Below are 23038 nucleotides of genomic sequence, written 5' to 3' on the forward strand. Positions count from 1 at the left end.
TAACCGGTGGCCATGGGGCGCTCCATTGGTTGGTTCAGGGGGAGGACGGCGGGCAGCTGCTTTCGCGTACGACCAGCCGTACGGGCGCGATCGTATATGCAGTGTCCGTCTCGGGATTGCTCAATCTATCCAGGATGAGTTCCGCGCTGCGCCGTCCGAGGCCACGCGGATCGACCGCGATGGTGGTGAGGGGTGGCACGCACACGGACGCTTCCGCGACGTCGTCGAAGCCGGTCAGGGCGAAATCCTCGCCCGGGCGGCGGCCCCGCTTGGTCAGGCCAAGCATGAGGCCAAGGGCGACGGCATCGTTGTAGCAAACCGCCGCCGTCGGTGCGGGATCGCGGGCGAACAGGGCGCCGGTTTGCCGGGCGGCTTCGAGGCGCGTCGGCGCGCTCTCGATCATCCAGGCCGGATCGACCTTCAACCCGGCGTCGCGCATGGCGCCGGCGTAGCCGCGGCGGCGTTGTTCCACCGAACTGGAATCGCGGTGGCCGCCGAAGAAGGCGATGCGCTGGTGGCCGAGGCCGATCAGGTGTTCGGTGGCGAGGCGGGCGCCGTGCTCGTTGTCCATCTCGAGCGTATCCCAGCGGTGCGCGCCGTCGTCGTCGGGCAGTTCGCGGTTGAACACCAGCAAGGGCGTGTGCATGCCGACGGCGGCCAATACCTGCTCGCCCTCGCTGCCTTCGGCCGGGGAGAGGATGATGCCCGCGGGGCCATGCTCGATCAGCGAATTGAGCACGGCCTGCTGGCGGTCCGGCGATTCGCCGGTATTGCCCAGCAGGGTCACGTAGCCCGCGCTGGCCAGCGCCTCGTCGGCGCCGGCGGCGAATTCGGCGAAGAAGGGGTTGCCCAGGTCGTTGATGACCAGGCCGATGCTCGAGGAGGTGCGCCGGCGCAGGTTGGCCGCAGCCCGGTTATAAACGTAGCCCTGGCGCTTCAGTTCCGCCTCCACCCGTGCGCGGGTGGCGGAGTTGACCAAGGGGCTGCCACGCAGCACCAGTGACACGGTGGCCCGCGATACGTCGCAACCCTGGGCGATATCGGCGAGTGTCACCTTGCGGCGCTGCGGGGTATTCCTCGGCATTGGAGCTCCTTCAAACGATCTAAACCGGGCGATCATCGCGCGGTGGGCTAAGGGATGCATCACGCACTGCAACATGCGCGGCTGCGCTATCTTTGCTACGTTCGGTCCGTTTGTCACGATCCAAATGATCGAGGCCACCCGCAACGCGTCCACCCGAGGGGAACCCACGATGTCGAGCACCACCCGTCTGCGCCACGGCCTGTTGGCCGCCGCCCTGTCCTTCGCCTTGCCCGCGCTCGCGCTGGCGGCCCCCGGCGACAAGGCGTCCAGCGCCTTCGCGGCGGTCGATCCCATGATCGGAACCGGTGGCGACGGACACACCTTCCCCGGCGCCACGGTGCCCTTCGGCATGATCCAGCTCTCGCCGGACACGGCCATGCCGGACGTGAAGCACGCCTATAAGTGGGCCGCCGGCTACCAGTACGGCGACTCGAGCATCCTCGGTTTCTCCCATACGCATTTCTCCGGCAGCGGCCACTCCGACCTGGGCGACGTGCTCGTCATGCCCATCGCCGGCGACGTCAAGCTGGATCCCGGTTCCCCCGACCAGCCTGGCAGCGGCTATCGCTCGCGCTTCGACCACAAGAGCGAGAAAGCCGAGGCAGGGTACTACGCCGTCACGCTGGCCGACTACGGTGTGCGCGCCGAGCTGACCGCGGGTGCCCGCGTGGGCTGGCACCGCTACACCTTCCCCAAGGGCAAGCCTGCCCACCTCCTGCTCGACCTCCGGCCCAGCATCTACGACTACGACGGCAAGGTGCTGTGGTCGTCCTTGCGCGTGCGGGCGGACGGGACGGTGACCGGTGGCCGCACCACGCGGGGCTGGGCGCCCGGCCGCCAGCTGTATTTCGCCATGCGCTTCAACCAGCCCCTGGCCTCGCGCAGCCTCAAGAACCGCGAGACGGCCATTCCCTATCGTGGCTTCAGCGGCCCGGGCAACCGGGCGGATGACGTCGACGCGATCAGCGGCCGCGCCCTCGAGGGCGTGTTCGACTTCGGCGACCTGGGCAAGCCGCTGATCGTGAAGGTGGCGGTCTCGTCCGTGAGCGAGGACAACGCGGTGGCCAACCTGGACAAGGATGGCGCCGGATTCGACTTCGATGCGCGCCGTGCGGAGGCCCGCCAGGCTTGGGAGAAAGCGCTTTCCAGCGTCGACGTGCAGGCGCCCGCGCAGACCCGCAAGACGTTCTATACGGCGCTGTACCACGCGATGATCGCGCCCGGCCTGTCGATGGACGTCAACGGCGAGTACCGCGGCCCCGACAACCAGGTGCATACCGCCAAGGGTTTCGATTTCTATTCCACCTGGTCGCTGTGGGACGTGTACCGCGCGCAGCAGCCCCTGATGACCCTGCTCGAACCGGGCAAGAGCAACGACTTCGTCAGTTCATTGATCGCCGCCCGCCAGGCCAGCCCCTTCGGCATCCTCCCGGTGTGGGCGTACCAGGGCATGGAAACCTGGTGCATGATCGGCTATCACGCCGTGCCGGTGATCGCCGATGCCTATATGAAGGGCATCCGCGGCTACGACGCCAACGCCGCGCTGGACGCGATGGTGGCGAGCGCCACCTACGGGCCGTACGGCGGCCTCGATGACTACATGAAACTCGGCTACGTGCCGATCGACCGCCAGCCCGAAGCGGCGTCCAAGACAGTGGAATACGCGTTCGACGACTGGTCGCTGGCGCAGATGGCCAAGGCCATGGGCAAGGACGATATCGCCGCGACCTTCATGAAGCGCGCCGGCAACTGGAAGAACAGCTTCGACACCAAAACCGGCTTCCTTCGCGCCCGCAAGAGCGACGGCACGTACCGCGAGCCGTTCGATCCGTCGTCCGCCGGCTATGGCAGCGACTACACCGAAGGCAACGCCTGGCAGTATTCCTGGTATGTGCCGCAGGACGTCGCCGGGCTGATCGAGGCGCTGGGCGGCAAGCAGGCCTTCGTCGACAAGCTGGATTCCGTGTTCGACGCCAAGGTCGATCCGAAGTCCTTCGCCCACGTCGAGGACATCACCGGCTTGATCGGCTGGTACGCGCACGGCAACGAGCCGAGCCACCAGGTGGCCTACCTCTACGACTATGCCGGGCAGCCCTGGAAGACGCAGGAGCGCCTGGTGAAGATCATGCAGACGCAGTACACCCCGACGCCCACGGGGCTCGTCGGCAACGACGATCTCGGCCAGATGTCGGCGTGGTACATCTTTACGGCGCTGGGCTTCTACCCGGTTGCCCCTGGCAGCAACCAGTACGTGATCGGCCGTCCGTTCGTGGAGAAGGCGACCCTCAACCTCGCCGGAGGCAAGCGCTTCACCGTCTCGGCGGATCATCTCGACGCGAAGCATCCCTACGTCGGCAAGGTCACGTTGAACGGCAAGCCGCTCGACCGCACCTTCGTCCGCCACGAGGAGATCGTGGCGGGCGGCGAACTGCATTTCTCCATGCAGGAAACGCCGGCCAAGGCATGGGGCACGGGCGAGGGGGCGCAGCCTTATTCCATGAGCGCACCGGCGAACTGAGCCAGCCGTCTTCACACGCCGTCACAGGCTCTTCACGACGCCTTCGGCATTAAGCACGCCTCCAAACGGACGGGTGCGCCGCTCTTCCTTGCCAGCCGGCGGGTAAGAGGGCGCACCCGTCGCGCGTCCTGAGGCCATGTCATGAGGATCCACCGAAGCGACGCGTCCCGCGTCTACAATGAATGTCCTTTCCGGACAGGAGTCGTCGTGGGGATGACGAAGGCATGATCGAACGTATCGGACTGCGTTGGCGGCTGGTCGGACTGCTGGCGGCGGTGCTCGTGATCGTGGCGCTGCCGTATGTCGTGACGCGCTCGAGTTCGGAAGACGCCCTGAACTCCCGCGACTGGGTTACCCATACCGCCGAGATCAAGGCGAGCGTGTACCAACTGGACGGCCTCCTGCGCAGCAGCGAGGCCGCGATGTACGCGCGCATCGCCGGTGCGCCCGACGGTGACGTGCTGGACGAGCGCGCCATGGCGCCGCGCAAGCTCGTGCCGGGGATCGTCGCCGGCCTGCGCGAGATGACCCGCGACAACCCGACCCAGCTCACCCGGCTGGGCGCGCTCGAATCGCTCGCCAGCGGACGCATGGCCCTCACCGATCAGGCGATGCAGCGCCTGCGTGCCGGCGATCGCACCGGCGCCTTCGCCTCGATGGAGGATGCGCGCAGGCTGTTCCCGATCCGGGGCCCCATCGACGAAGTGCTCGCCGACGAGTCGAGGCTGCTCGCCACTCGTCGCGCGGACGCCGCCAAGCTGGCCGCGAACAACCGGGTGGTGCTGTTGGTGGCGGCGCTGGCGCAGATCGCCCTGCTCGGCATCGTGGTCGTCGTCTCCGAACGGCAGATCGCCATTCGTCTTGCCGCGGAGTCCCGCGTGGCCGACGCGGTCAAGCGGTCGCAGCTCATCGTGCAGGCGGTACGCGAACCGATCGCGATGCTCGATCGCCACCTTCGTACTTTGTTGGTGAATACCGCCTTCGCCGAACTCTACGGCCTCGACTCAGAAAGCGATCACAACTTGCCGCTCGAAGGCATCGGGGATGGCGCATGGGGCGACACCGCATTGTTGCAGCGGCTCTCCGATGTGATCGCCCGCGACCGGGAACTGTGGGATTACGAGCTCACCCAGCGCACGGCGGATGGCATCGACCGCTTCGTCGTGATCAACGCGCGTCGCATCGAACAGCCGGACAGCGCGCATCCCGCCCTGCTCCTGACGGTGAGCGACATCACCGCGCGAGCCCTGGTGGAGCAGAAGGTCAACGAACTGAACCGGCAGCTCGAAGGCAAGGTGGAACAGATCTCGGATGTGAACCGCGAGCTGGAGGCCTTCAGCTACTCAGTCTCGCACGACCTGCGCGCGCCCCTGCGGCATATCTCGGGCTTCGCCGGCAAGCTGGAAATGCAGCTGGGCGACAAGGCGGACGACCGTGTCCGTCATTACATCGACGTGATCAGCAGCTCGTCGCGGCGCATGGCCCAGCTGATCGACGACCTTCTGGTGTTCTCGCGACTGGGGCGCGGTGCGCTGCGCTTGCAACCGGTCGACATGCAGTCGCTGGTGGAGGAGGCCCGGGCCCTGGTGGAAACGGATGCGCAGGATCGCCGGATCGACTGGAAGATCGCACCGATGCCCATCGTCATCGGCGACGAGAACATGCTCCGTACCGTGTGGCAGAACTTGCTCGGCAATGCGGTGAAATACACCTCGCACCGCGAGTTCGCGCAGATCGAGGTGGGACTGGACCGTACGCCCGCGGGCGACTACGAGTTCTCCGTGCGTGACAACGGCGCGGGCTTCGACATGCAGTACGCGGGCAAGTTGTTCGGCGTGTTCCAGCGCCTTCACCGCGCTTCGGAGTTTCCCGGCAACGGCATCGGCCTTGCCAACGTCAGGCGCATCATTTCCCGCCATGGCGGCCGCACGTGGGCCGAGGGCGAGATCGATCGCGGCGCCACTTTCCATTTTTCACTACCGGCATCCGATGTGCCGGGTTCCAGAATGGGTGACACATGAACAAGCGTGACCTGCGCACGATCCTTCTCGTCGAAGACTCCCTGGCCGATGCCGAAATGGCCATCGATGCCCTTCGCGAGGCCAAGCTCGCCAATCCCGTCGTTCACGTGGAGGATGGCGTGGACTGCCTCGACTGGTTGTACCGCCGTGGCGCGTACGCCAGCCGGCCCGAGGGCGATCCCTCCGTGATCCTGCTCGACATCAAGATGCCCCGCATGGATGGCCTCGAGGTACTCAAGCAGCTGCGCACCGAGGAACGCTGGAAGCGCCTGCCGGTGGTCATCCTTTCGTCGTCGCGTGAAGAGAGCGACCTTGCGCGCAGCTGGGATCTCGGCGTCAATGCGTACGTGCTGAAGCCGGTGGACGTGCAGCAGTTCTTCACGGCGGTGCAGACCCTGGGCCACTTCTGGGCGGTGCTCAACCAACGCCCCGACGGCGAATAAGACAAGCGACGACGAACGGGACAGGCACATGGGCGGGCAAGGCCAGAAGGTCAGGATTCTCCAGGTCGAGGACAGCCCCCTCGATGCGGAGCTCGTACTGACCGAACTCGACCAGGACGGGATCGAGTACGAAACGCGGCTGGTGGACGACGAGCAGGCCTATATCGCTGCCCTCGACGAATTCGATCCGGACATCGTGCTGTCCGATCTCAGCATGCCGGTCTTCAGCGGCGAACGCGCGCTGCAGATTCTGCGCGAGCGTGGTTCCGATGTCCCCTTCATCTTCATCTCGGCCACACTGGGCGAAGAGGCGGCGATCGAGGCACTCCGTAATGGTGCCACCGATTACATCCTGAAGCACAACACCGCGCGCCTTGCCAGCGCGGTTCGCCGCGCCCTGCGCGAGGCGGAAGAACAGCGTGCACGCTTGCGGGCGGAACAGGAGCTGATCCGCGCGCAGCGTTTCGAAAGCCTCGCCCTGCTGGCGGGCGGCCTGAGCCACGATCTGCGCAACCTGTTGCAGCCGCTGTTGCTTGCTGGCGACACGCTCGAAGACTACGCCGACGATCCGCGCCTCGCGAGGCTGGGCACGCTGGTGCGCGATTGCGGACGCCGCGGGCTGGAAATGGTGTCCTCGATGCTTTCCTTCGCGCGCGGCGCGCGCCGCGCGGAACAGGTGAAGCTCGGCGCCTTGCTGGAGGCACTGAACCTGCTCCTGCAGGGAAGCGTTCCGCGTACGGTGCGGATGGACGTGGACATCTTCGACCCGGACGTCGCCTTCGAAGGCAACCACACCGAACTGCAACAGTGCCTGCTCAACCTCTGCCTCAACGCCATCCAGGCCATGCCGGACGGTGGCGTGCTGCGCATCGAGACCGACCTGGTCAGCTTGCCGGAGGACTTCTTCTCCGACGGCGAGCAGTCGGCGCCCGGGCGCTACCTGCGCTTGTCCGTCATCGACAGCGGTCACGGCATGCCGCCGGAGGTGTTGCAGCGTCTGTTCGAACCGTTCTTCACGACGAAGGAGGCGGGAACGGGTCTGGGCCTGTTGTCCTGCAAGCGCATCGTCGCCAGCCACGGCGGCCTCATGCGCGTGCGCAGCCAGACCGGCGAGGGCACGGAATTTCATCTCTACCTGCCGTTGCGCAGTGATGACGGCGACCACATCGAACCGCAGGTCATGGACGCGAGCCTGCAGGGCGAGGCCGAGCGCGTGCTCGTGGTGGTGGAGGAGGCGGTGCAGCTATCGCTGCTGGTCGACACCCTCGACGCTTATGGCTACCAGGCCGGCGCGAGCCAGAGCGGCACAGCCGCGTTGCAGTGGATCGAGGCACACGGCGTGCCCGACCTCGTGGTGATGGACGCCGACATGAACCTGTTCACCGGCGTTCGCACCCTGGCCGCGTTGCTCGACCATGGCTACGGCGGCGCGGTGTTGCTGCTGGCGCGGCCCGATGCACCACCGAACCTCGACGAGCTGCCGCAACTGGATCACCTGTACGTGATCGAGAAGCCGGTGCAGTCGCGGGCGTTGCTGCGGAAGGTGCGTGAGGCGTTGGATCGGGGGTAGGCGCACGGATTGTTCCGACGCAGCGTGCGCGGTATGAGCATCCGGCCATCGCAGTGCCTGAATGCGAATTTGTCGTGTTGACTTGAGTTCCTGTCCACCGCTAGATTCCGGACATGCCGGCTAGCGCCGGAGCACAGGGGACAAAGGAATGACGTTGGAAGTGCATGGCGCGGCCATTGGCTGCGCGCGTTTTCGTGGGCGCTTTTCTGGCCGTTTCATCATCTGTACGGCGCTTCTTCTTTTTCCGCTCTCTGGCGTGCATGCCCAGACGAGCGTGACGCCAGAAGACGAGTACAAGAAGTTGGTCAAAGTCAGCGAGGACATCCAGCCGCTCGGCGATACGCCCTTTGGCGAACGGATCAGCCTTTACGACGGTAGCCTGACCTTCGAACAGGTCGATATCTCCGTTGCTGGCACCGGCCCCATGATCACGGTGGGGCGCCGATTCGCCTTGCAAACTTCCGAAGATCGCCCGGACCTGCAATATCGGCCTTTTGGTGACTGGGACATCGATCTGCCCCAGATCACGACGGTGACGCCGGGTAATGACAGCAATCCCATCGGCTGGCTGGTGAACTCGACCAACCGGAAGGCGATTTGTACCAGTTTCAGGGAGCCTCCAAGCGTGCCCGGCCCGGCTGGCGACTCTTCTCGCGCCGACTGGGAGCCTGCGAGTTGGTGGCAGGGCTACCAGATGCACATCCCTGGGCAGGGAACGCAGGAGTTGCTCCTTCGGACTGCCGGCAACACTGCCACACCCGGCGTTGGAGGGCTCAGCTACCCCATCGTGACCAAACAAAACTGGTCGCTTGGCTGCCTCGCCCAAGCCAGCAACGATGCCACACGGCAGGGGTTCATGGCCGTGTCGCCGGACGGCACGAAGTACTTTCTGGATCATCTCACCTACCGCTACATGCCGACCATGACACGGCCAGTCGGCTCTTCGCCGGTCAGCCTGTCCGCTATGAGCACGGATGCCGTCATGACACCGATGGCGGCTTTGGACGATATTCTTCCGAGACGTGAGGGCCGCATGCTCGTGACGCGGGTCGAAGATCGTTTCGGAAACTACCTCTTATATTCCTACAGGGGCGACACTGATCAGGTCTCCGACATCGTGGCCAGCGATGGCCGGCACGTCACGTTTGTGTATGAGGCGAATTCGCCACGGATCTCCAGTGTTACCGTACAAGGTGGTGCCGCAGGTACTCGCACCTGGACCTACGCCTATACCAAACCCTCGCAGCTATACCAGCTCTCGAGCGTCACGCAGCCGGATGGCGCCCGTTGGTCGTACGACCTGACTGCCTTCAATAGTGCGTGGCTCGACATGAGCTCCGCGGCCGGAACCTGTGACGCCATCGGCAGTCCCTCGAACGTGGGCACGCCGTATACGTCGTCCATGACACATCCGTCCGGGCTTTCCGCCAGTTTCACCATCAAGCCGGTTAAAAGAGGGCGGTCATACGTCCCCCGGGTCTGTATGGCTGGACCGAATATGCCTGCGACGCCGAATGGCGTCGGCACCTATGCCTCGATCCCAAACGCTTCCTACAGCATGGCGATCACGCAACGGCAATTGTCGGGGGCCGGTATCGGTACCCAGACTTGGAATTACGCCTATTCACCCTCCAACGAAAGCTGGTCAGTGAATTGTTCGACAGGCTGCGCGAGCACCGTGTGGACGAAGGTAGTGTCTCCCGATGGCCATGCCGAGCGCAGCACTTTCAGCAACCGCTATGACTACTCGGAGAGTCTGCTCCTTTCAGAGGAGGTGTTCGACGGTGACGCGGATACCACGACGTTGCGCCGACGCGTCCAATACGGGTATGTAAATCCCGACCCGGCACAGGATGCACGTGCCGGGGTATACGCGCATCCTTGGGGGTACACGCCGTCGACACGGATGAATGATGCACAGATGCAACAGCAGATACCGATGGCTTCAACGGTCGTCCAGCAAGATGGCGATCAGTACACGTGGAATGCATTGTCGTTCGATGGTTTTGCACGTCCCCGTGAGATGCAGCGGTACAGCAGCGTAGGCTATAGCGTCCAAGAGCGGACAACGTTGCAAGACGACTATGCACATTGGGTTCTCGGCTTGCCGCTGCAAAGCGACAACCTGACCACGGGCGAGACCGTCGGCCGCAACGTCTATGACCCCAATAGCCTGACCTTGTCCGAGCGCTACCGCTTCGGCCGCAAGGTGATGGGCTACAGCTTCAACGCCCAGGGCCAGCTGGCCAGTTTCACCGACGGCAACGGCAAGACCACCACGCTGGGCAACTACAAGCGCGGCATTCCGCAGTCGATCGGTTACCCGGATGCCACCGCGCAAACGCTCAGCGTCGACGACTTCGGGCAGATCGCCGCGATCACCAATCAGGCTGGCGCGACCACGAGCTACGGCTACGACGCGATCGGCCGCCTGGCCCGCATCGACTACCCCGCCGGCGACGCCGTGGCTTGGGCACCGAAGACCTTCCAGTACAGCTACGTGGGTCCCGCGCGCGGGGTCAACGGTAACCACTGGGTCCGCATCGTCTACCAGGGCAACAAATTCCAGCGCACCGACTTCGATGCGATGCTGCGCCCGGTGATGTCCGGCACGGCGCGGGCCAGCGACCAGGCCTTCTACGTATCCTCGCGCACCGACTACGACTGGAAGGGGCGCAAGGTATTCGCGTCCTATCCGGTCGACGGGGCGGTGGACCTGCCCAACATCGTCGCCGGCGTCGCGACCGGTTACGACGCCCTGGGCCGGCCGACGAGCACCACGCAGAGTTCCGAGCTGGGCAACCTGACCACCACCACGCAGTACCTGTCCGGCGCGGCCAAGCGGGTGACCGATCCGAAGGGCAACGTCACCACGACCTGGTACCAGGTCTTCGACCAGCCCGCCTACGACAACGTGGTCACCGTGCAGGCGCCGGAGAACGTGCTGCAGACCATCGCCCGCGACGTCTACGGTAACCCGCTGTCGATCACCCAGGGCGGGGCGGGCCAGTCGGTCACCAAGACCATGACCTACGACAGCGCGCATCGCCTGTGCCGCACGTGGGAGCCGGAGTCCGGCAGCGAGATCCTGGCCTACGACGGGGCCGACAACCTGGCCTGGAGTGTGTCCGGCGCCTCGTTCAACGGCGCGGGCTGCGGCCAGGACCAGGTCGCCGAGGCGGCCCGGACGGTCCGCGCCTACGACGCGATGAACCGGGTCACTTCGGTGGTCTACCCCACCGGCACCGCGCCCAGCACCTTCACCTACGACGCCCTGGGCAACCCGGCCACGGCCACCGCGGGCACGGTGGGCTGGACCTTCGGCCGTAACAAGCTGGGCCTGCTCACCGCCGAGGTGCTGGCGGTGGACGGCTGGAGCTGGGCCCTGGGCTACGGCTACGACCCCAACGGTGCGTTGAGCACCGTGCTGTACCCGGACGGCGAGGTGTTGGCCTACAACCCCGACGCCCTGGGCCGACCGGGCACGGTGGGCGGCTACGCCAACGGCATCGCCTACTTCGCCGACGGCGACGTGCGCTCGTACACGCTGGGCAGCGGTCGAAGCTACGTGGCGCAGAAGAACGCGCGCAATCTGCTGAGCAACTTCACCTACGGCCAGGGCGCCACGCTCCATGTCAGCGAGGACTTCACCTACGACGCCAACGGCAACGTCGGCCAGATCCTCGACCGGGTCAACGGCCAGCGCAGCAAGGTGATGGGCTACGACGGCCTGAACCGTCTGCTCTCGGCCACGGCGAGCAACCTGTGGGGCACGGAGAGCTACACCTACGACACCTTGAACAACATCCGCAGCCTGAGCAACGGCAGCGGCACGAACACCTATGCCTACGACGGCAGCAACCGGCTGACCGCGATCACCAACGGGGCCACCGCGGTGCATGCCTTCGTCTACGACGCGCGTGGCAACACGGTGAACAAGGACGGGCAGGCGCTCACCTTCGACCTGGCCAACCGGTTGACCGCGATCCCGGGCAAGGGGGAGTACACCTACGACGCGGCCGGTCGGCGGGTGAAGAAGGTCACCCCGGCGGGCACCACCTACTACGCGTACAACAGCGCCGGCCAACTGATGTGGGAACTGGACCCGGCCACGCGGCTGGGCAGCGAGTACGTCTACCTGGGCAAGAAGCTGGTCGCCAAGGCGACCGAGAACATCGACATCCTCAAACCCGCCCAGGTGAGGACGGCGCTGGCGATCGTGGGCGTGCCGCGCCTCTCGCTCGATGGCACGACCATCGACGTGACGCTGGACATCGCCAACAACGGCACCCGGCCGCTCACGGCCAATAACCAATACCCGGTGCAGATGGGCTACCACCTGCTGGACAGTGCCGGTGCCGCGACCCAGCCGGAAGCGGGGGTGAACCTCACGGCCGACATCCCGGTCGGTGGCCACGGCACGATCACGATGCATGTCGCCGCGCCGGCGGTACTGGGCACCGGCAAGCGCATCCACTTCAGCCTGCTGCAGGCCGGGGTGGGCTGGTTCCAGGACTGGCCGAACAACACGACCGTGGACGCCGGCCCGTACTCGGCCTGTCCCACGGCCGGTACCGGCAATCTCTGCAACAACGTCACCGGCTTGATCCGCGATCAGGTCAACGTGACGTTGACGATCACCGCCGCGCCGTCGCTGTCGGCGGACGGGCAGAGCGTGCTGACCACGGTGGATATCGCCAACAACGGCAAGGTGACGCTGGCCTCGGCCGCGCCGCATCCAGTGAACCTGGGCAACCACATCATCGACGCGGCGGGCAACGCCGTGCAATTCGACGTCACCCGGCAGGGCATCCCGGAAATCGCCCCGGGTCAGCACGCGGCGGTAACGATCGCGACCCCGTCCTCGCTCCTGCTGGGCAGCGGGCGCAGGCTGCAGTTCGAACCGGTGCAGGAGGGTATCGCCTGGTTCCAGAGCTTCGGCTTCACGCCCCTGGTGGCCGGCCCGTACGTCTCCCTGAGTGGCGCGGGCAGCAGCACCAACGGCAGCGTCGCGATGAGCTGGCAGCCGATCGCCGGGGCGACCTCGTACACGCTACGGGAAAGCGTCAATGGTGGCGCGTGGACGACGGTCTCGGCCTCGACGGCGACGAGCTGGTCGAGCACCGGTCGCGCCACGGGCACCTATGGCTACCAGGTGCAGGCCTGCACCTCGGGCGGTTGCGCGCCGTTCGGGCCGACCTGGAACGTCAGTGTGCTGTTGCCGCCACCGGTGCCGGGCAGCGCCAGCGCCTCGGCGCCGATCCCTGGGCCGGTGACGTTGAGCTGGGCGGCAAGTGCGACGGCCACGCGTTATGTGGTCATCCAGCAGGTCAATGGTGGCGCCTGGACCACGGTGTATGACGGCGCGGCCACCAGCGCGGCCTTCGGCACGCCGGTCAGCGGCACGTACCAGTACCAGGTGCAGGCCTGCAACGGCAGCGGATGCAGTGGCTATCGGCTGAGCAACGCGGTGGGCATCACGGTGCCGCCTGCGTCGGCGCCCGGAATCATCGGCGGCGGCGCGAACCACAATGGTGCGTACACGATTAGCTGGTCGGGCGTCGCCGGAGCAGCAACCTATAACCTGATCGAAAGTGTGAACGGCGGCGGCTGGGTACAGCGCCAGAATACGGCGGCCGGTAGTTGGGCTACGAGCGGTCAGGTGAACGGGACTTATGCCTACCAGGTTCAGGCATGCAATGCTGGCGGATGCGGTCCGTGGAGCAGCCAAGCCGTCGTCACTGTGACCTTGCCTCCGCCTGCACCCGGTTGGCCCTCGGTATCGCAGAGCGGACCATCGTACAAGCCTGTCGTGTTGGTGAAGTGGGCGAGTGTCCTTTACGCGACGCGATACGAACTGCAGGAAATTCTGCCTTCGGGCTATACCGAGACCGTACAGGACACTTCCGCCACCAGTTGGAGCTCGGTCAAATTCTTTACGGGATCGCTTCAGTACAGATTCCGGGCTTGTAACGATGTTGGCTGTTCTACGTGGAGTCCGACGGTGTCCATCAATCTTGTATCAGGCGGTTAAGGAGAAGCTCGTGACTTATGGAAGTGCGAAGCAACGCGCGTTTCTCACGGCAGCCCTGGTCATGACGTCGACTGCGGGTGCGGCAAACGTGCAGTATTACTACACGGATGAACTCGGCTCTGTTCTGATGATTACGGATGCATCGGGAGTGGTGGTTGACTTGACCGATTATCGCCCATACGGATCGAAGGGATTGGATCCGATGCCTGGCCCAGGCTTTTCTGGTGCAATGCAAGAGCCAGAGACGTCGTTGATATACATGCAGGCTAGATATATGGACACGGAGATAGGTAGGTTTATCTCGCGCGATCCATTTTCATCGGAATTCAATCAATATGCGTATGCATCCAATAATCCGATAATCTTAAAAGATCCAACGGGGCTTTATACGTGTAAAGGAAGCAAGGCCGAGTGTGAGAGATTTGAAAATGGCTTGGCTGAAATCAAGAGTGTTGTGTCCACACTTCAAACCTCAGATCTGTCGAAAGGGCGGCTCGTTTCAGTGCTTAAGGCTTATGGTTCGAAGGGGGATGGGAATGGCGTGAGTGTCACCTTTTCGCAGGCTGGTCCACTTGGGGTAACGAGTTTGCACCAAGATGGGTCCGTCAATGTGAATCTCGATTTCGCAAAGCTTGACGAAACTATAGGGCCGGACGGACCAGGTTATAGCAATCGAATTGAAACAGCTGCGGCAATTGCTCACGAAGGACAGCATGTATTCGACGGCCTTGGTAGATTTGATCTTGCTACCAAGAGAGGAGTTGTGCTCGATGAGGCTAACGCCTTTCGAACTCAAGCTGATTTGAATCAGGCTGCTCGTAGCATCTCGAGGTGGGGGTTGTGGAGTCCGGACGCTAGTCCCGGCGATGTCCGAGCTGCCATTGTTGATAACGCAAAGGTGGCCGCTGACCAGATATGTAAGAGGCGGCAATGCAAATAACGTGGAGGAGAATTCCATTGCCAGCCACTATCGCCTTCCTATGCGCGGCCGGGGTCGGAGCTGTTGGAGCCGTATCGACGGAAAGTTCGGCCCCGCAAGCTCCACACGCATCTTCACGGAAGCAAGCGTATGCAGACGAGCTGATAAAGGCTCTAGATCGGTACGAACATGAGATCAGAGAACATAAGGATGATGATCCGCGCTCATCCTGGCTGGTCTGGCCGGGACAAGGATACAAACTTCCCGCGGTTGACGATAAGTCCATATCATTGCTTGCCTTGAGAGATGCTGGAGCGGCGTCCTCTTTCGATGTGGCGGTGGGAACGTCCTCATTAACCTGTGATGAGGCGACGAAGACGGGGCGGAGAGTAGTTGTCGTCGGAGAATGGTCAGCCGTCTTCGAAAGTCGTTGTGTGGATGGAATTGTTATGTTTCGGCCGGTGCGAAAGTCTGATCAGCTGCGGTTACAACGCATCATTGAGGCTGGTGGTCAAACGACCGTGAAGAGCATGGGCATGAGTGGGACTTTTGACTTAAAGGGTGTTGCCCTCCTTAAGGCAATGATAGCGGCAGAGGCGGTTGGGCTGCCTCCGGCTGACTAAACTGTTTCACTGAACGAGAGTGCTATCCGAAGTCGAGGCCGCCGCGCGCTGCGGTTATTCGTGGCGGTGAGGCCCGCATCGGCTTCCGTTCGGCGGAAGGTCCTGCTTCGCCACGCGTCAGGAGCGCTAATGACGGCAGTAGACGCGTTCCTACATGTATTTATTGCCGTGGGGTGAGGGTACTCGTGACCGACGGGTCGGACTTTAACGGACTGCTCCTTCAACGCCTGACTGTCCCGTTGCGCGACGGCATTCTCACCGTCACGCGTGAAATCGATCCGTTCTTGGTTGCCATCGAGAACGCATTTCCCTTTCCACGTCATCGATTGGACTGGAGTCAGGTCCCCGGAGTGATCAGCGCGGGCGGACTAGGTATCTCCGGCGCACCGCAACTGTTCGTCACATTCATGCAGCGCCTCATTGCTGACCGGCATCTGACGGGCCAGGTCGTCGTGGTGGGGGATTACGTCGAACTCGCCGTGACGGGTGACGTGAAGGACGTGACAGCACATCTCGCTGAGATCGCCGAAGCTCCACAGCATATCTACGTGTTTCCGTTCCCTCATGTCGCATGGTGCGCAAGCCTGGCGTTTGAGGGGTGGATTGATTTCGCCCTCGCCCCGCCGCCCGGCCACAACATCATGATTACTGGTCAGGCTACCTAGGATGTTTTGGTGCTTCAAAAGCTCCCATATAAGGGTCGGCTCCCACCAGGATTTCCACCGGTGGTTGAAGCAACCTCAATCGATCCCGAGCTTCTTCAACTTGTACCGCAACGCCCTGAACGTGATCCCCAGCTTCTTCGCCGTCGCGGTCTTGTTATAGCGCGACTCTTCCAGAGCCTTGATGATCGTGTCGCGCTCGATGTTGGAGATGTAATCCTCGAGCGAGCCGTCGGTCGCGGCGCTGCGCAAGGCGTGTGCGGCGGAGGCGGAGGCCGGTGCGGCGGCTTCCGTCACGGCGGCCAGTGTCGGCGTGACGGTGCGTTGCGGCAGCATCAGGTCTTCGGCTTCGATGGTGTCGCCTTCGCACATCGCCATGGCGCGTTCAAGGATGTTTTCCAGTTCGCGGACATTGCCCGGGAACTGGTAGGCCTCCAGCGCGGCAAGGGCTTCCGGGCGCAGGCGGCCGGGTGCGCCACCCGATTCGATGGCGAGCTGGCGGAGGATGAAGTCCGCCAGTTTCGGTACGTCACCGCGACGCTCACGCAGCGGCGGCACGCGCAGTTCGATGACGTTGATACGGTAGAACAGATCCTGGCGGAACAGGCCTTGCTCGACGAGGGAGGCAAGGTTCTTGTGTGTGGCCGAAAGGATGCGCACATCGACCGGGATCTCGTCGCGACCGCCGATGGGACGCACCGCTTTTTCCTGGATGGCGCGTAGCAGTTTCACCTGCATATGCAGGGGAAGCTCCGCCACCTCGTCCAGGAACAGCGTGCCACCCTGGGCGGCCTGGAACAGCCCTTCCTTATCGGCATGCGCACCGGTGAAGCTGCCTTTGCGATGACCGAAGAATTCGCTTTCCATCAGTTCGGACGGAATCGCGCCGCAGTTCACCGGCACGAAGGCGCCCGTCGCGCGTGGGCCCATCTCATGGATCAGGCGGGCGACCAGTTCCTTGCCGACGCCGGACTCGCCGGCGATGTAGACAGGCGCCTGGTTGCGCGCGAGCTTGGCGATCTTGCCTCGTACCTCGGTCATCGCGGTGGAATCGCCGATCAGGCGATCGGCACCCGGCGACGATTTATTGCCAGCCCCTGCCTTGCGCTCTTCCGAAAGGCGAAGCGCGGTGCGCACGAGGCGGCGCAGCAGATGGATGTCCACCGGCTTGGAGACGAAGTCGAAGGCACCTGCCTTCAGCGCGTTGACCGCCGCGTCGACGTTGCCATACGCCGTGATCATCGCCACCGGCATGTCCGGGTGGTTGGCGGCGATCAACTCGATGATCTCCTGGCCACTGCCGTCGGGCAGCCGCATGTCGGTGAAGCACAGGTCGTAGCGCCGGGCCGCCAGTGCGCTCCGCGCTTCGCTGACGCTCCCCACGGCGTCGACGTCGAGTTCCATTCGACCGAGTGTGATGGTCAGCAACTCGCGGATGTCCCGTTCGTCGTCGATGACCAGTACGGTCTGCTTGCTCATTAGGTCCGACAGTTTCGGTGGATTGTCCAAATGTAACCGCCCGGGCGGCATACGCAAAGGGCGGCGTTCACGCGCGTGCCGCCAGCGGGGCCGCCGCGGCCGTGCGCGCGGGCGGCGTCAGGCTGATGCGGAAACAGCTGCCGCCACCGGCCACGCGCACGTATTCCAGGGCCGCCTGGTTGGCCTCGGCCATCTGCCGGGCGAGGTACAGGCCCAGTCCCGTGCCGTATTCGTGCGTCGTGAAGAACGGTTCGAAAATTTGCGCGGCCACCTTGGGCGGGATGCCCGGGCCGCGGTCGATTACCTCGAGGATGGGGATGCCAGCCTCCGAATGACGGGCCACCAGCATCACCCGCGCGGGTTCACCGGGCAGGCGGCCGTAGCGCAACGCGTTCTGCACCAGGTTCCAGATCACCTGCTGCAGGTGCTGCGGGTCGGCCACGGCGGCGACCGGCTCGCTGCCGGATACCGCGCGCAGGATGTCCGAACCCAGGTCGTTGCCCTGGCGGTATTCCGTGACGAAGTGGTGCACCCACTTGCTCAGGTCGAGGGTCTCCGGCCGCGAACGCTCGCGACGCGAGAGTTGCAGGATGTTCTCGATGATCTCGTTGAGGCGCGAGCAATGGTTGTTGATGATCTCGACCATGCGCAGGTCGGTATCGTTCATGTCGGTGGATTCCGCCAGCAACTGGGCGGAGTAGTGGATCGCCGCCAGGGGATTGCGGATTTCGTGGGCGATCGAAGCGGATAACCGGCCGAGCGAGCTGAGGGTGAGTTCCTCCGCCCGGCGCGAGACCAGCGAGGTATCGTCAAGGAAGATCAGTACGTGCGAGTCGTCGTTCGGCGCCAGGCGCGAGAAGCGCGGCACCACTTCCGGCGTGCCGTCGGCGAGCATCGTGGCGCTCTCGTCGAGCTTGCCCGAGGTTCGCCAGTGGTACAGGCGCCGTGACAATTCCGGGGCAAGGCTGCCGAGGTCGCGCTGGTCGGCCGAGGGATTGCCCATGAGCATCCATGCCGACTCGTTGAGCTGGTGGATGCGGTTGCTTTCGTCCACCAGCAACACGCCCGTCTTCATGCGCCGGATGATCAGTTCGTTGACCTGGGACAGGTTGGCCAGGTCGATCCCGCGTTGCTCGGCGAGGGCCTCGGAGGCCCGGATATTGCGTCCGAGCACGTAGCACAGCGATGCACAGGCGAAATAAGCGGCGCCGAACAGGCCGTACTCCACCATTTCGCGATCGGTGCCATCGGCCGAGTCCAGGTCGAAGACGGAGTGCCCGAGCATGCCCAGGGTGGCCAGCGCGGCGAAGAACATGGATAGCCGGAAGGGCAGTAACAAGGCACCGGTAGCGATGTTGACAGCCAGCATCATGGCCACGCCCATGCGCACGTCGTGCATCAGCACCAGGGCGAGCAAGGCCGCGATGACGTCCAGGGTCAGGCCGATCGACACGATCAGCACCGGCCGGTGCAGGGTCTGCCGGGTGCGGGCCACCATCACCAGGGCGGCCAGCAAGTAGGCCAGGGCGAACAGGCGGGCGAACACCGGTTCCGGCAAGGCCGGCCAGTTCATGTGTTCGGGGCGGAAGGCCAGGGCGGTATAGACCGCGGCCTGGCCCAGCCGGAAGTAGTTGAAAAAGAAGAGTTCGTGGCGAGCGGTGGACTGGTTCGCGCTGGCTCGGACGGCGATGGTCGACGCGGGCGTGGACACCTGGATGCTTCTCCGCCGTGGGCCCCCCGGGGCCGTGGATGACTGTCAGTATAGGGGGGGCGGCGACGCCGTCCACCGGCAAATGCGGCATCGCCCCTTTCCATCCGGGGCGCCTTCCGGGAAAATACGCGGCCGTATTGCGTGAAACTGGCGCAATCGATTCATCCCCCCTCCCCGTGCGAGTCTCCCGGCCCGCACGCTTTCACACGTTTTCTCCGTTCGCTCGAGGTATCGAATGAATTTCCACGAGTACCAGGCTAAAGAACTGTTCGCCAAGTACGGTATCGCCGTGCCGCCGGGCAAGATTGCCAACTCTCCCGACGCCGCCGTCGATGCCGCCAAGCACCTTGGCGGTACCCAGTGGATGGTCAAGGCCCAGATCCACGCCGGTGGCCGCGGCAAGGCAGGCGGCGTGAAGTTCTGCCGCAGCCTCGACGACGTCCGCGCCGCCGCCAAGGGCATGCTCGGTACGAACATGGAAACCTACCAGTCCGCCGGCCGTGCGCTGCCGGTGAACCTGGTCCTGGTCACCGACGCGACCGACATCGCGAAGGAACTGTACCTGTCGATCCTCACCGATCGCGACACCAAGTCGATCTCGTTCATCGCCTCCAAGCACGGCGGCGTCGACATCGAGCAGGTCGCGCACGACACGCCGGAAGACATCCACACCATCGTGGTGGACTTCGTCGAAGGTCTGCAGCCGTACCAGTGCCGCGATCTCGGGTTCAAGATGGACCTGAATCCGAAGCAGGTGACCCAACTCGTCAAGATCATGATGGGCCTCTACAAGCTCTTCAACGAGAAGGACCTCGCCCTCGTCGAGCTGAACCCGCTGGCGATCCTCGCCGACGGCAACCTCGCCGCCCTCGACGGCAAGGTCAATTCCGACGACAACGCCGAGTTCCGCCACGCCGACCTCGCCGCCATGCGCGACCTCACGCAGGAAGACGCCGCCGAAGCGGCCGCCGTCCAGCACAACCTCAACTACGTCACGATGGACGGCACGATCGGCTGCATGGTCAACGGCGCCGGCCTGGCGATGGCCACGATGGACGTGATCAAGCTGGCGGGTGGTGAGCCGGCCAACTTCCTCGACGTCGGCGGCGGTGCCACCAAGGAGCGCGTCACCGAGGCGTTCAAGCTCATCCTCTCGTCCGACAAGGTGAAGGCCATCCTGGTCAACATCTTCGGCGGCATCGTGCGTTGCGACCTGATCGCCGAAGGCATCATCGCGGCCGTGAAGGAAGTGGGCCTGAAGATTCCGGTGGTCGTGCGCCTGCAAGGCACCAATGTAGAGAAGGGCCGCGAACTGCTGGCCAACTCGGGCCTGGCGATCACGCCGGCCGACGATCTCAACGATGCGGCCCAAAAGGCCGTGGCCGCCGCGGCCTGAGGAGCGAAAGCAACATGAGCGTCCTGATCAACAAGAACACCAAGGTCCTCGTCCAGGGTTTCACCGGACAGCAGGGCACCTTCCACGCCGAACAGGCGATCGACTACGGCACCAAGATCGTCGGTGGCGTGACGCCGGGCAAGGGCGGTTCCGAGCACATCGGCCTGCCGGTCTTCAATACCGTGCGTGACGCCGTCGACCAGACCGGCGCCGATGCCTCGGTGATCTTCGTGCCGCCGCCGTTCGCGGCCGACTCGATCCTCGAAGCCATCGCCGGTGGCATCAAGGTCATCGTCGCGATCACGGAAGGCATCCCCGTGCTCGACATGATGCGCGTGAAGAACGTGCTGAAGTCGCACCCGGACGTCGTCCTGGTGGGTCCGAACTGCCCCGGCGTCATCACCCCGGGCGAATGCAAGATCGGCATCATGCCGGGTCACATCCACAAGCCGGGCAAGGTCGGCATCGTTTCGCGCTCGGGTACGCTCACCTATGAAGCGGTGTTCCAGACCACGAACGAAGGCCTCGGCCAGTCCACCTGCATCGGCATCGGCGGCGACCCGATCAACGGCCTAAGCTTCATCGACTGCCTCAAGCTGTTCCAGGACGATCCGCAGACCGAAGGCATCATCATGGTCGGCGAAATCGGCGGCAGCGCCGAGGAAGACGCGGCGGAGTTCATCGGCCAGTACGTGAAGAAGCCGGTCGTCTCGTTCATCGCGGGCGCCTCGGCTCCTCCGGGCAAGCGCATGGGCCACGCCGGCGCAATCATCTCCGGCGGCAAGGGCACGGCGGCGGCGAAGTTCGCCGCGCTGGAGAAGGCGGGCGTGACCACGGTCAAGTCGCCGGCCGACCTCGGCAAGACCCTCGCGGGCTTGATGAAGAAGTAAACGTCACGCACTTCCGTACGTGATGAAAAGCCGCGGCCCTGGGGCCGCGGCTTTTTTTTTGTGGCTTGTGGGAGCCGATCCATCGGCGATCCCGCCGCAGCGGGATCAGCCAAGTCTTGCCGATGTCAGATCCTGGTGGGAGCCGACCCTGTCGGCGATCCCGCGGCAGCGGGCCGTACAAAACCCGATCCATAATTCAGAATAATCGCGTATTCATCAACGTTATTCGCCTCTAACTTGTTGAACACCTATACAAGAAGGAGACGGCCGTGCTGAACCGAAATCGCACAGTTTTTGCAACCCTGTGCCTGGCGACATCGTCACTTGCGGCGCCAGGCACTGCCCTTGCCGATGGGCACATCGACGTAAGCCTGAGCACGCCCGCCGTTCGCGATCCATCACATCCGGCCTTGGTTGCCGTGCGAATCGAAAACTCGGGCGACAAACCTGTGTCGATCATGAAATGGGATACGCCCTTTGTCCGGTTTGGTGGCCGTCTGGCAAAGTCAATTTTCCAAGTGACCGACGAACGTGGGAACGAGGTCTTCTACAGTGGCTCGTGGGCCAATTTCGGACGCCTCACCATGGACTCGTTCATTACGCTGTACCCTGGCCAAGTCCTGGAAAAAGATCTCGATATAGGCAGAGAATATCGCTTCAAGCCGCATTCGACCTACCGGATTCGATACGTATTGAATCTTACCCATCAACCGGATCCCGACGTCGTCTCGGGTGCCGAAAGGGCATCGTTCTTTCCATCTGCTCAGAAGATTGCATCTTCCGACGACATTCTGCTTTCGATCGACGACACCGCATACGTTCACCGTTCGAGTACGAGGGGTGATGAACTTAAGTGCGACGCGCAGCAGGCGCAAACTATCTCGCGCGTACGGCTTGCGACAATTCATCGCCTTACCGCTGGCGAATCTTTCTTGCGCGCGCGTTATGTGCCCATCATCGAAAACGGTCACCTCAAGTATGTATTCGAGCCACATCCTCGATACACGCGCTGGTTCGGCATACACGACGACTCTGAGCCCGAAATCTATAGCGAAGGATGGGGTTTGAACAACAACGCTCGTGTATTCGAGACCATCATGGCGACGTCAAGGCGCGCCTTTGGGACGGAGCAGACCATCCGGTGCGGATGCCCCGACATTTCCGATGAGCGAGTAACTGCGCACGTAGACACTGAATCGACGTACACGATGTATTTCTGCGACCGGTTTTTCAGGATTCCCGAATTTGACGTTACCGACTCGCAGGTCGGAACGATGGCGCACGAGTACATTCACTACAACGCGTTCTACCAGGGCACGGCGGATTATCGGTACGGCTATCAAGCTGTGCAGACCTTGGCAAGGGAGAATCGCGAACAAGCGGTTCGAAATGCAGACAATTTCGAATATTTTTATACAGATACGACACCGTACAAGATGCGTCTTGACGAGGAGGCATTCACCCCGGCGGCTCATTGAGCCCTGTCATCGTTTGGATGAAGAGTTGCGGCCTCGGGGTCGCGGCTTTTTCTGCTTGTGTTCGATGCCTGGTGAGAGCCGACTCTGCCGGCGATGGGTGCTTGCCTCGATCTGGCCCGCTGCCGCGGGATCGCCGACAAGGTCGGCTCCCACCAGGTTTACTCGACCTCGATGGCAGCGAGTCTTGCTGTTGTGGGAGCCGCTTCAGCG

13 protein-coding genes are annotated in these 23038 nt (G+C 63.6%); 10 read left to right on the forward strand and 3 right to left on the reverse strand.

Translation table 11 applies throughout. The features are described from left to right. Positions 1-34: 34 nt before the first annotated feature. Positions 35-1084 (reverse strand): LacI family DNA-binding transcriptional regulator, encoded by a 1050-nt coding sequence (locus tag QFZ41_RS13280; RefSeq protein ID WP_426285558.1) that lies wholly within the window; start codon positions 1082-1084, stop codon positions 35-37. A 169-nt stretch (positions 1085-1253) separates the two neighbouring features. On the opposite strand from QFZ41_RS13280, the gene QFZ41_RS13285 reads away from it, so the two are divergent. The 7 genes from QFZ41_RS13285 (at position 1254) to QFZ41_RS13315 (ending at position 15877) form a co-directional block, all read left to right on the forward strand. Then, positions 1254-3602 (forward strand): GH92 family glycosyl hydrolase, encoded by a 2349-nt coding sequence (locus tag QFZ41_RS13285; protein ID WP_429199201.1) that lies wholly within the window; start codon positions 1254-1256, stop codon positions 3600-3602. 224 nt (positions 3603-3826) lie between these two features. Continuing rightward, entirely contained in the window at positions 3827-5623 is a 1797-nt protein-coding gene (locus tag QFZ41_RS13290; protein WP_429199202.1) for an ATP-binding protein, read from the forward strand. Beyond that, positions 5620-6066, forward strand: coding sequence for a response regulator (locus QFZ41_RS13295; protein ID WP_429199203.1), 447 nt, complete (start codon positions 5620-5622; stop codon positions 6064-6066). The genes QFZ41_RS13290 and QFZ41_RS13295 overlap by 4 nt, the downstream gene beginning before the upstream one ends. A 28-nt stretch (positions 6067-6094) precedes the next feature. Beyond that, a complete protein-coding gene (locus tag QFZ41_RS13300) occupies positions 6095-7636 on the forward strand; it encodes a response regulator (RefSeq protein ID WP_429199204.1) in 1542 nt (513 codons plus the stop codon). Positions 7637-7910: 274 nt separating this feature from the next. Beyond that, positions 7911-13670, forward strand: coding sequence for a hypothetical protein (locus QFZ41_RS13305; protein ID WP_429199205.1), 5760 nt, complete (start codon positions 7911-7913; stop codon positions 13668-13670). A 10-nt stretch (positions 13671-13680) separates the two neighbouring features. Continuing rightward, the gene (locus QFZ41_RS13310) at positions 13681-14610 is read left to right on the forward strand and encodes an RHS repeat-associated core domain-containing protein (protein ID WP_429199206.1); all 930 of its coding nucleotides are present in this window, start codon (positions 13681-13683) and stop codon (positions 14608-14610) included. A 787-nt stretch (positions 14611-15397) separates the two neighbouring features. Then, positions 15398-15877 (forward strand): hypothetical protein, encoded by a 480-nt coding sequence (locus QFZ41_RS13315; protein WP_429199207.1) that lies wholly within the window; start codon positions 15398-15400, stop codon positions 15875-15877. A gap of 75 nt (positions 15878-15952) precedes the next feature. Here QFZ41_RS13315 and QFZ41_RS13320 read toward each other — a convergent pair whose 3' ends face one another. Further along, the gene (locus QFZ41_RS13320; protein ID WP_429199208.1) at positions 15953-17353 is read right to left on the reverse strand and encodes a sigma-54-dependent transcriptional regulator; all 1401 of its coding nucleotides are present in this window, start codon (positions 17351-17353) and stop codon (positions 15953-15955) included. Between the two features lie 67 nt (positions 17354-17420). Beyond that, the gene (locus QFZ41_RS13325; protein ID WP_429199209.1) at positions 17421-19064 is read right to left on the reverse strand and encodes a sensor histidine kinase; all 1644 of its coding nucleotides are present in this window, start codon (positions 19062-19064) and stop codon (positions 17421-17423) included. Between the two features lie 163 nt (positions 19065-19227). On the opposite strand from QFZ41_RS13325, the gene sucC reads away from it, so the two are divergent. The 3 genes from sucC (at position 19228) to QFZ41_RS13340 (ending at position 22828) form a co-directional block, all read left to right on the forward strand. Beyond that, positions 19228-20460, forward strand: coding sequence for an ADP-forming succinate--CoA ligase subunit beta (gene sucC / locus QFZ41_RS13330; RefSeq protein ID WP_429200237.1), 1233 nt, complete (start codon positions 19228-19230; stop codon positions 20458-20460). Positions 20461-20474: 14 nt separating this feature from the next. Continuing rightward, entirely contained in the window at positions 20475-21350 is an 876-nt protein-coding gene (gene sucD, locus QFZ41_RS13335) for a succinate--CoA ligase subunit alpha (protein WP_429199210.1), read from the forward strand. 269 nt (positions 21351-21619) lie between these two features. Continuing rightward, on the forward strand, positions 21620-22828 hold the full coding sequence (locus QFZ41_RS13340; RefSeq protein WP_429199211.1) for a M35 family metallo-endopeptidase: 1209 nt from the start codon (positions 21620-21622) through the stop codon (positions 22826-22828). Positions 22829-23038 lie beyond the last annotated feature (210 nt).

This window comes from Luteibacter sp. W1I16 (assembly GCF_050434905.1).
Taxonomy (GTDB): Bacteria; Pseudomonadota; Gammaproteobacteria; order Xanthomonadales; family Rhodanobacteraceae; genus Luteibacter.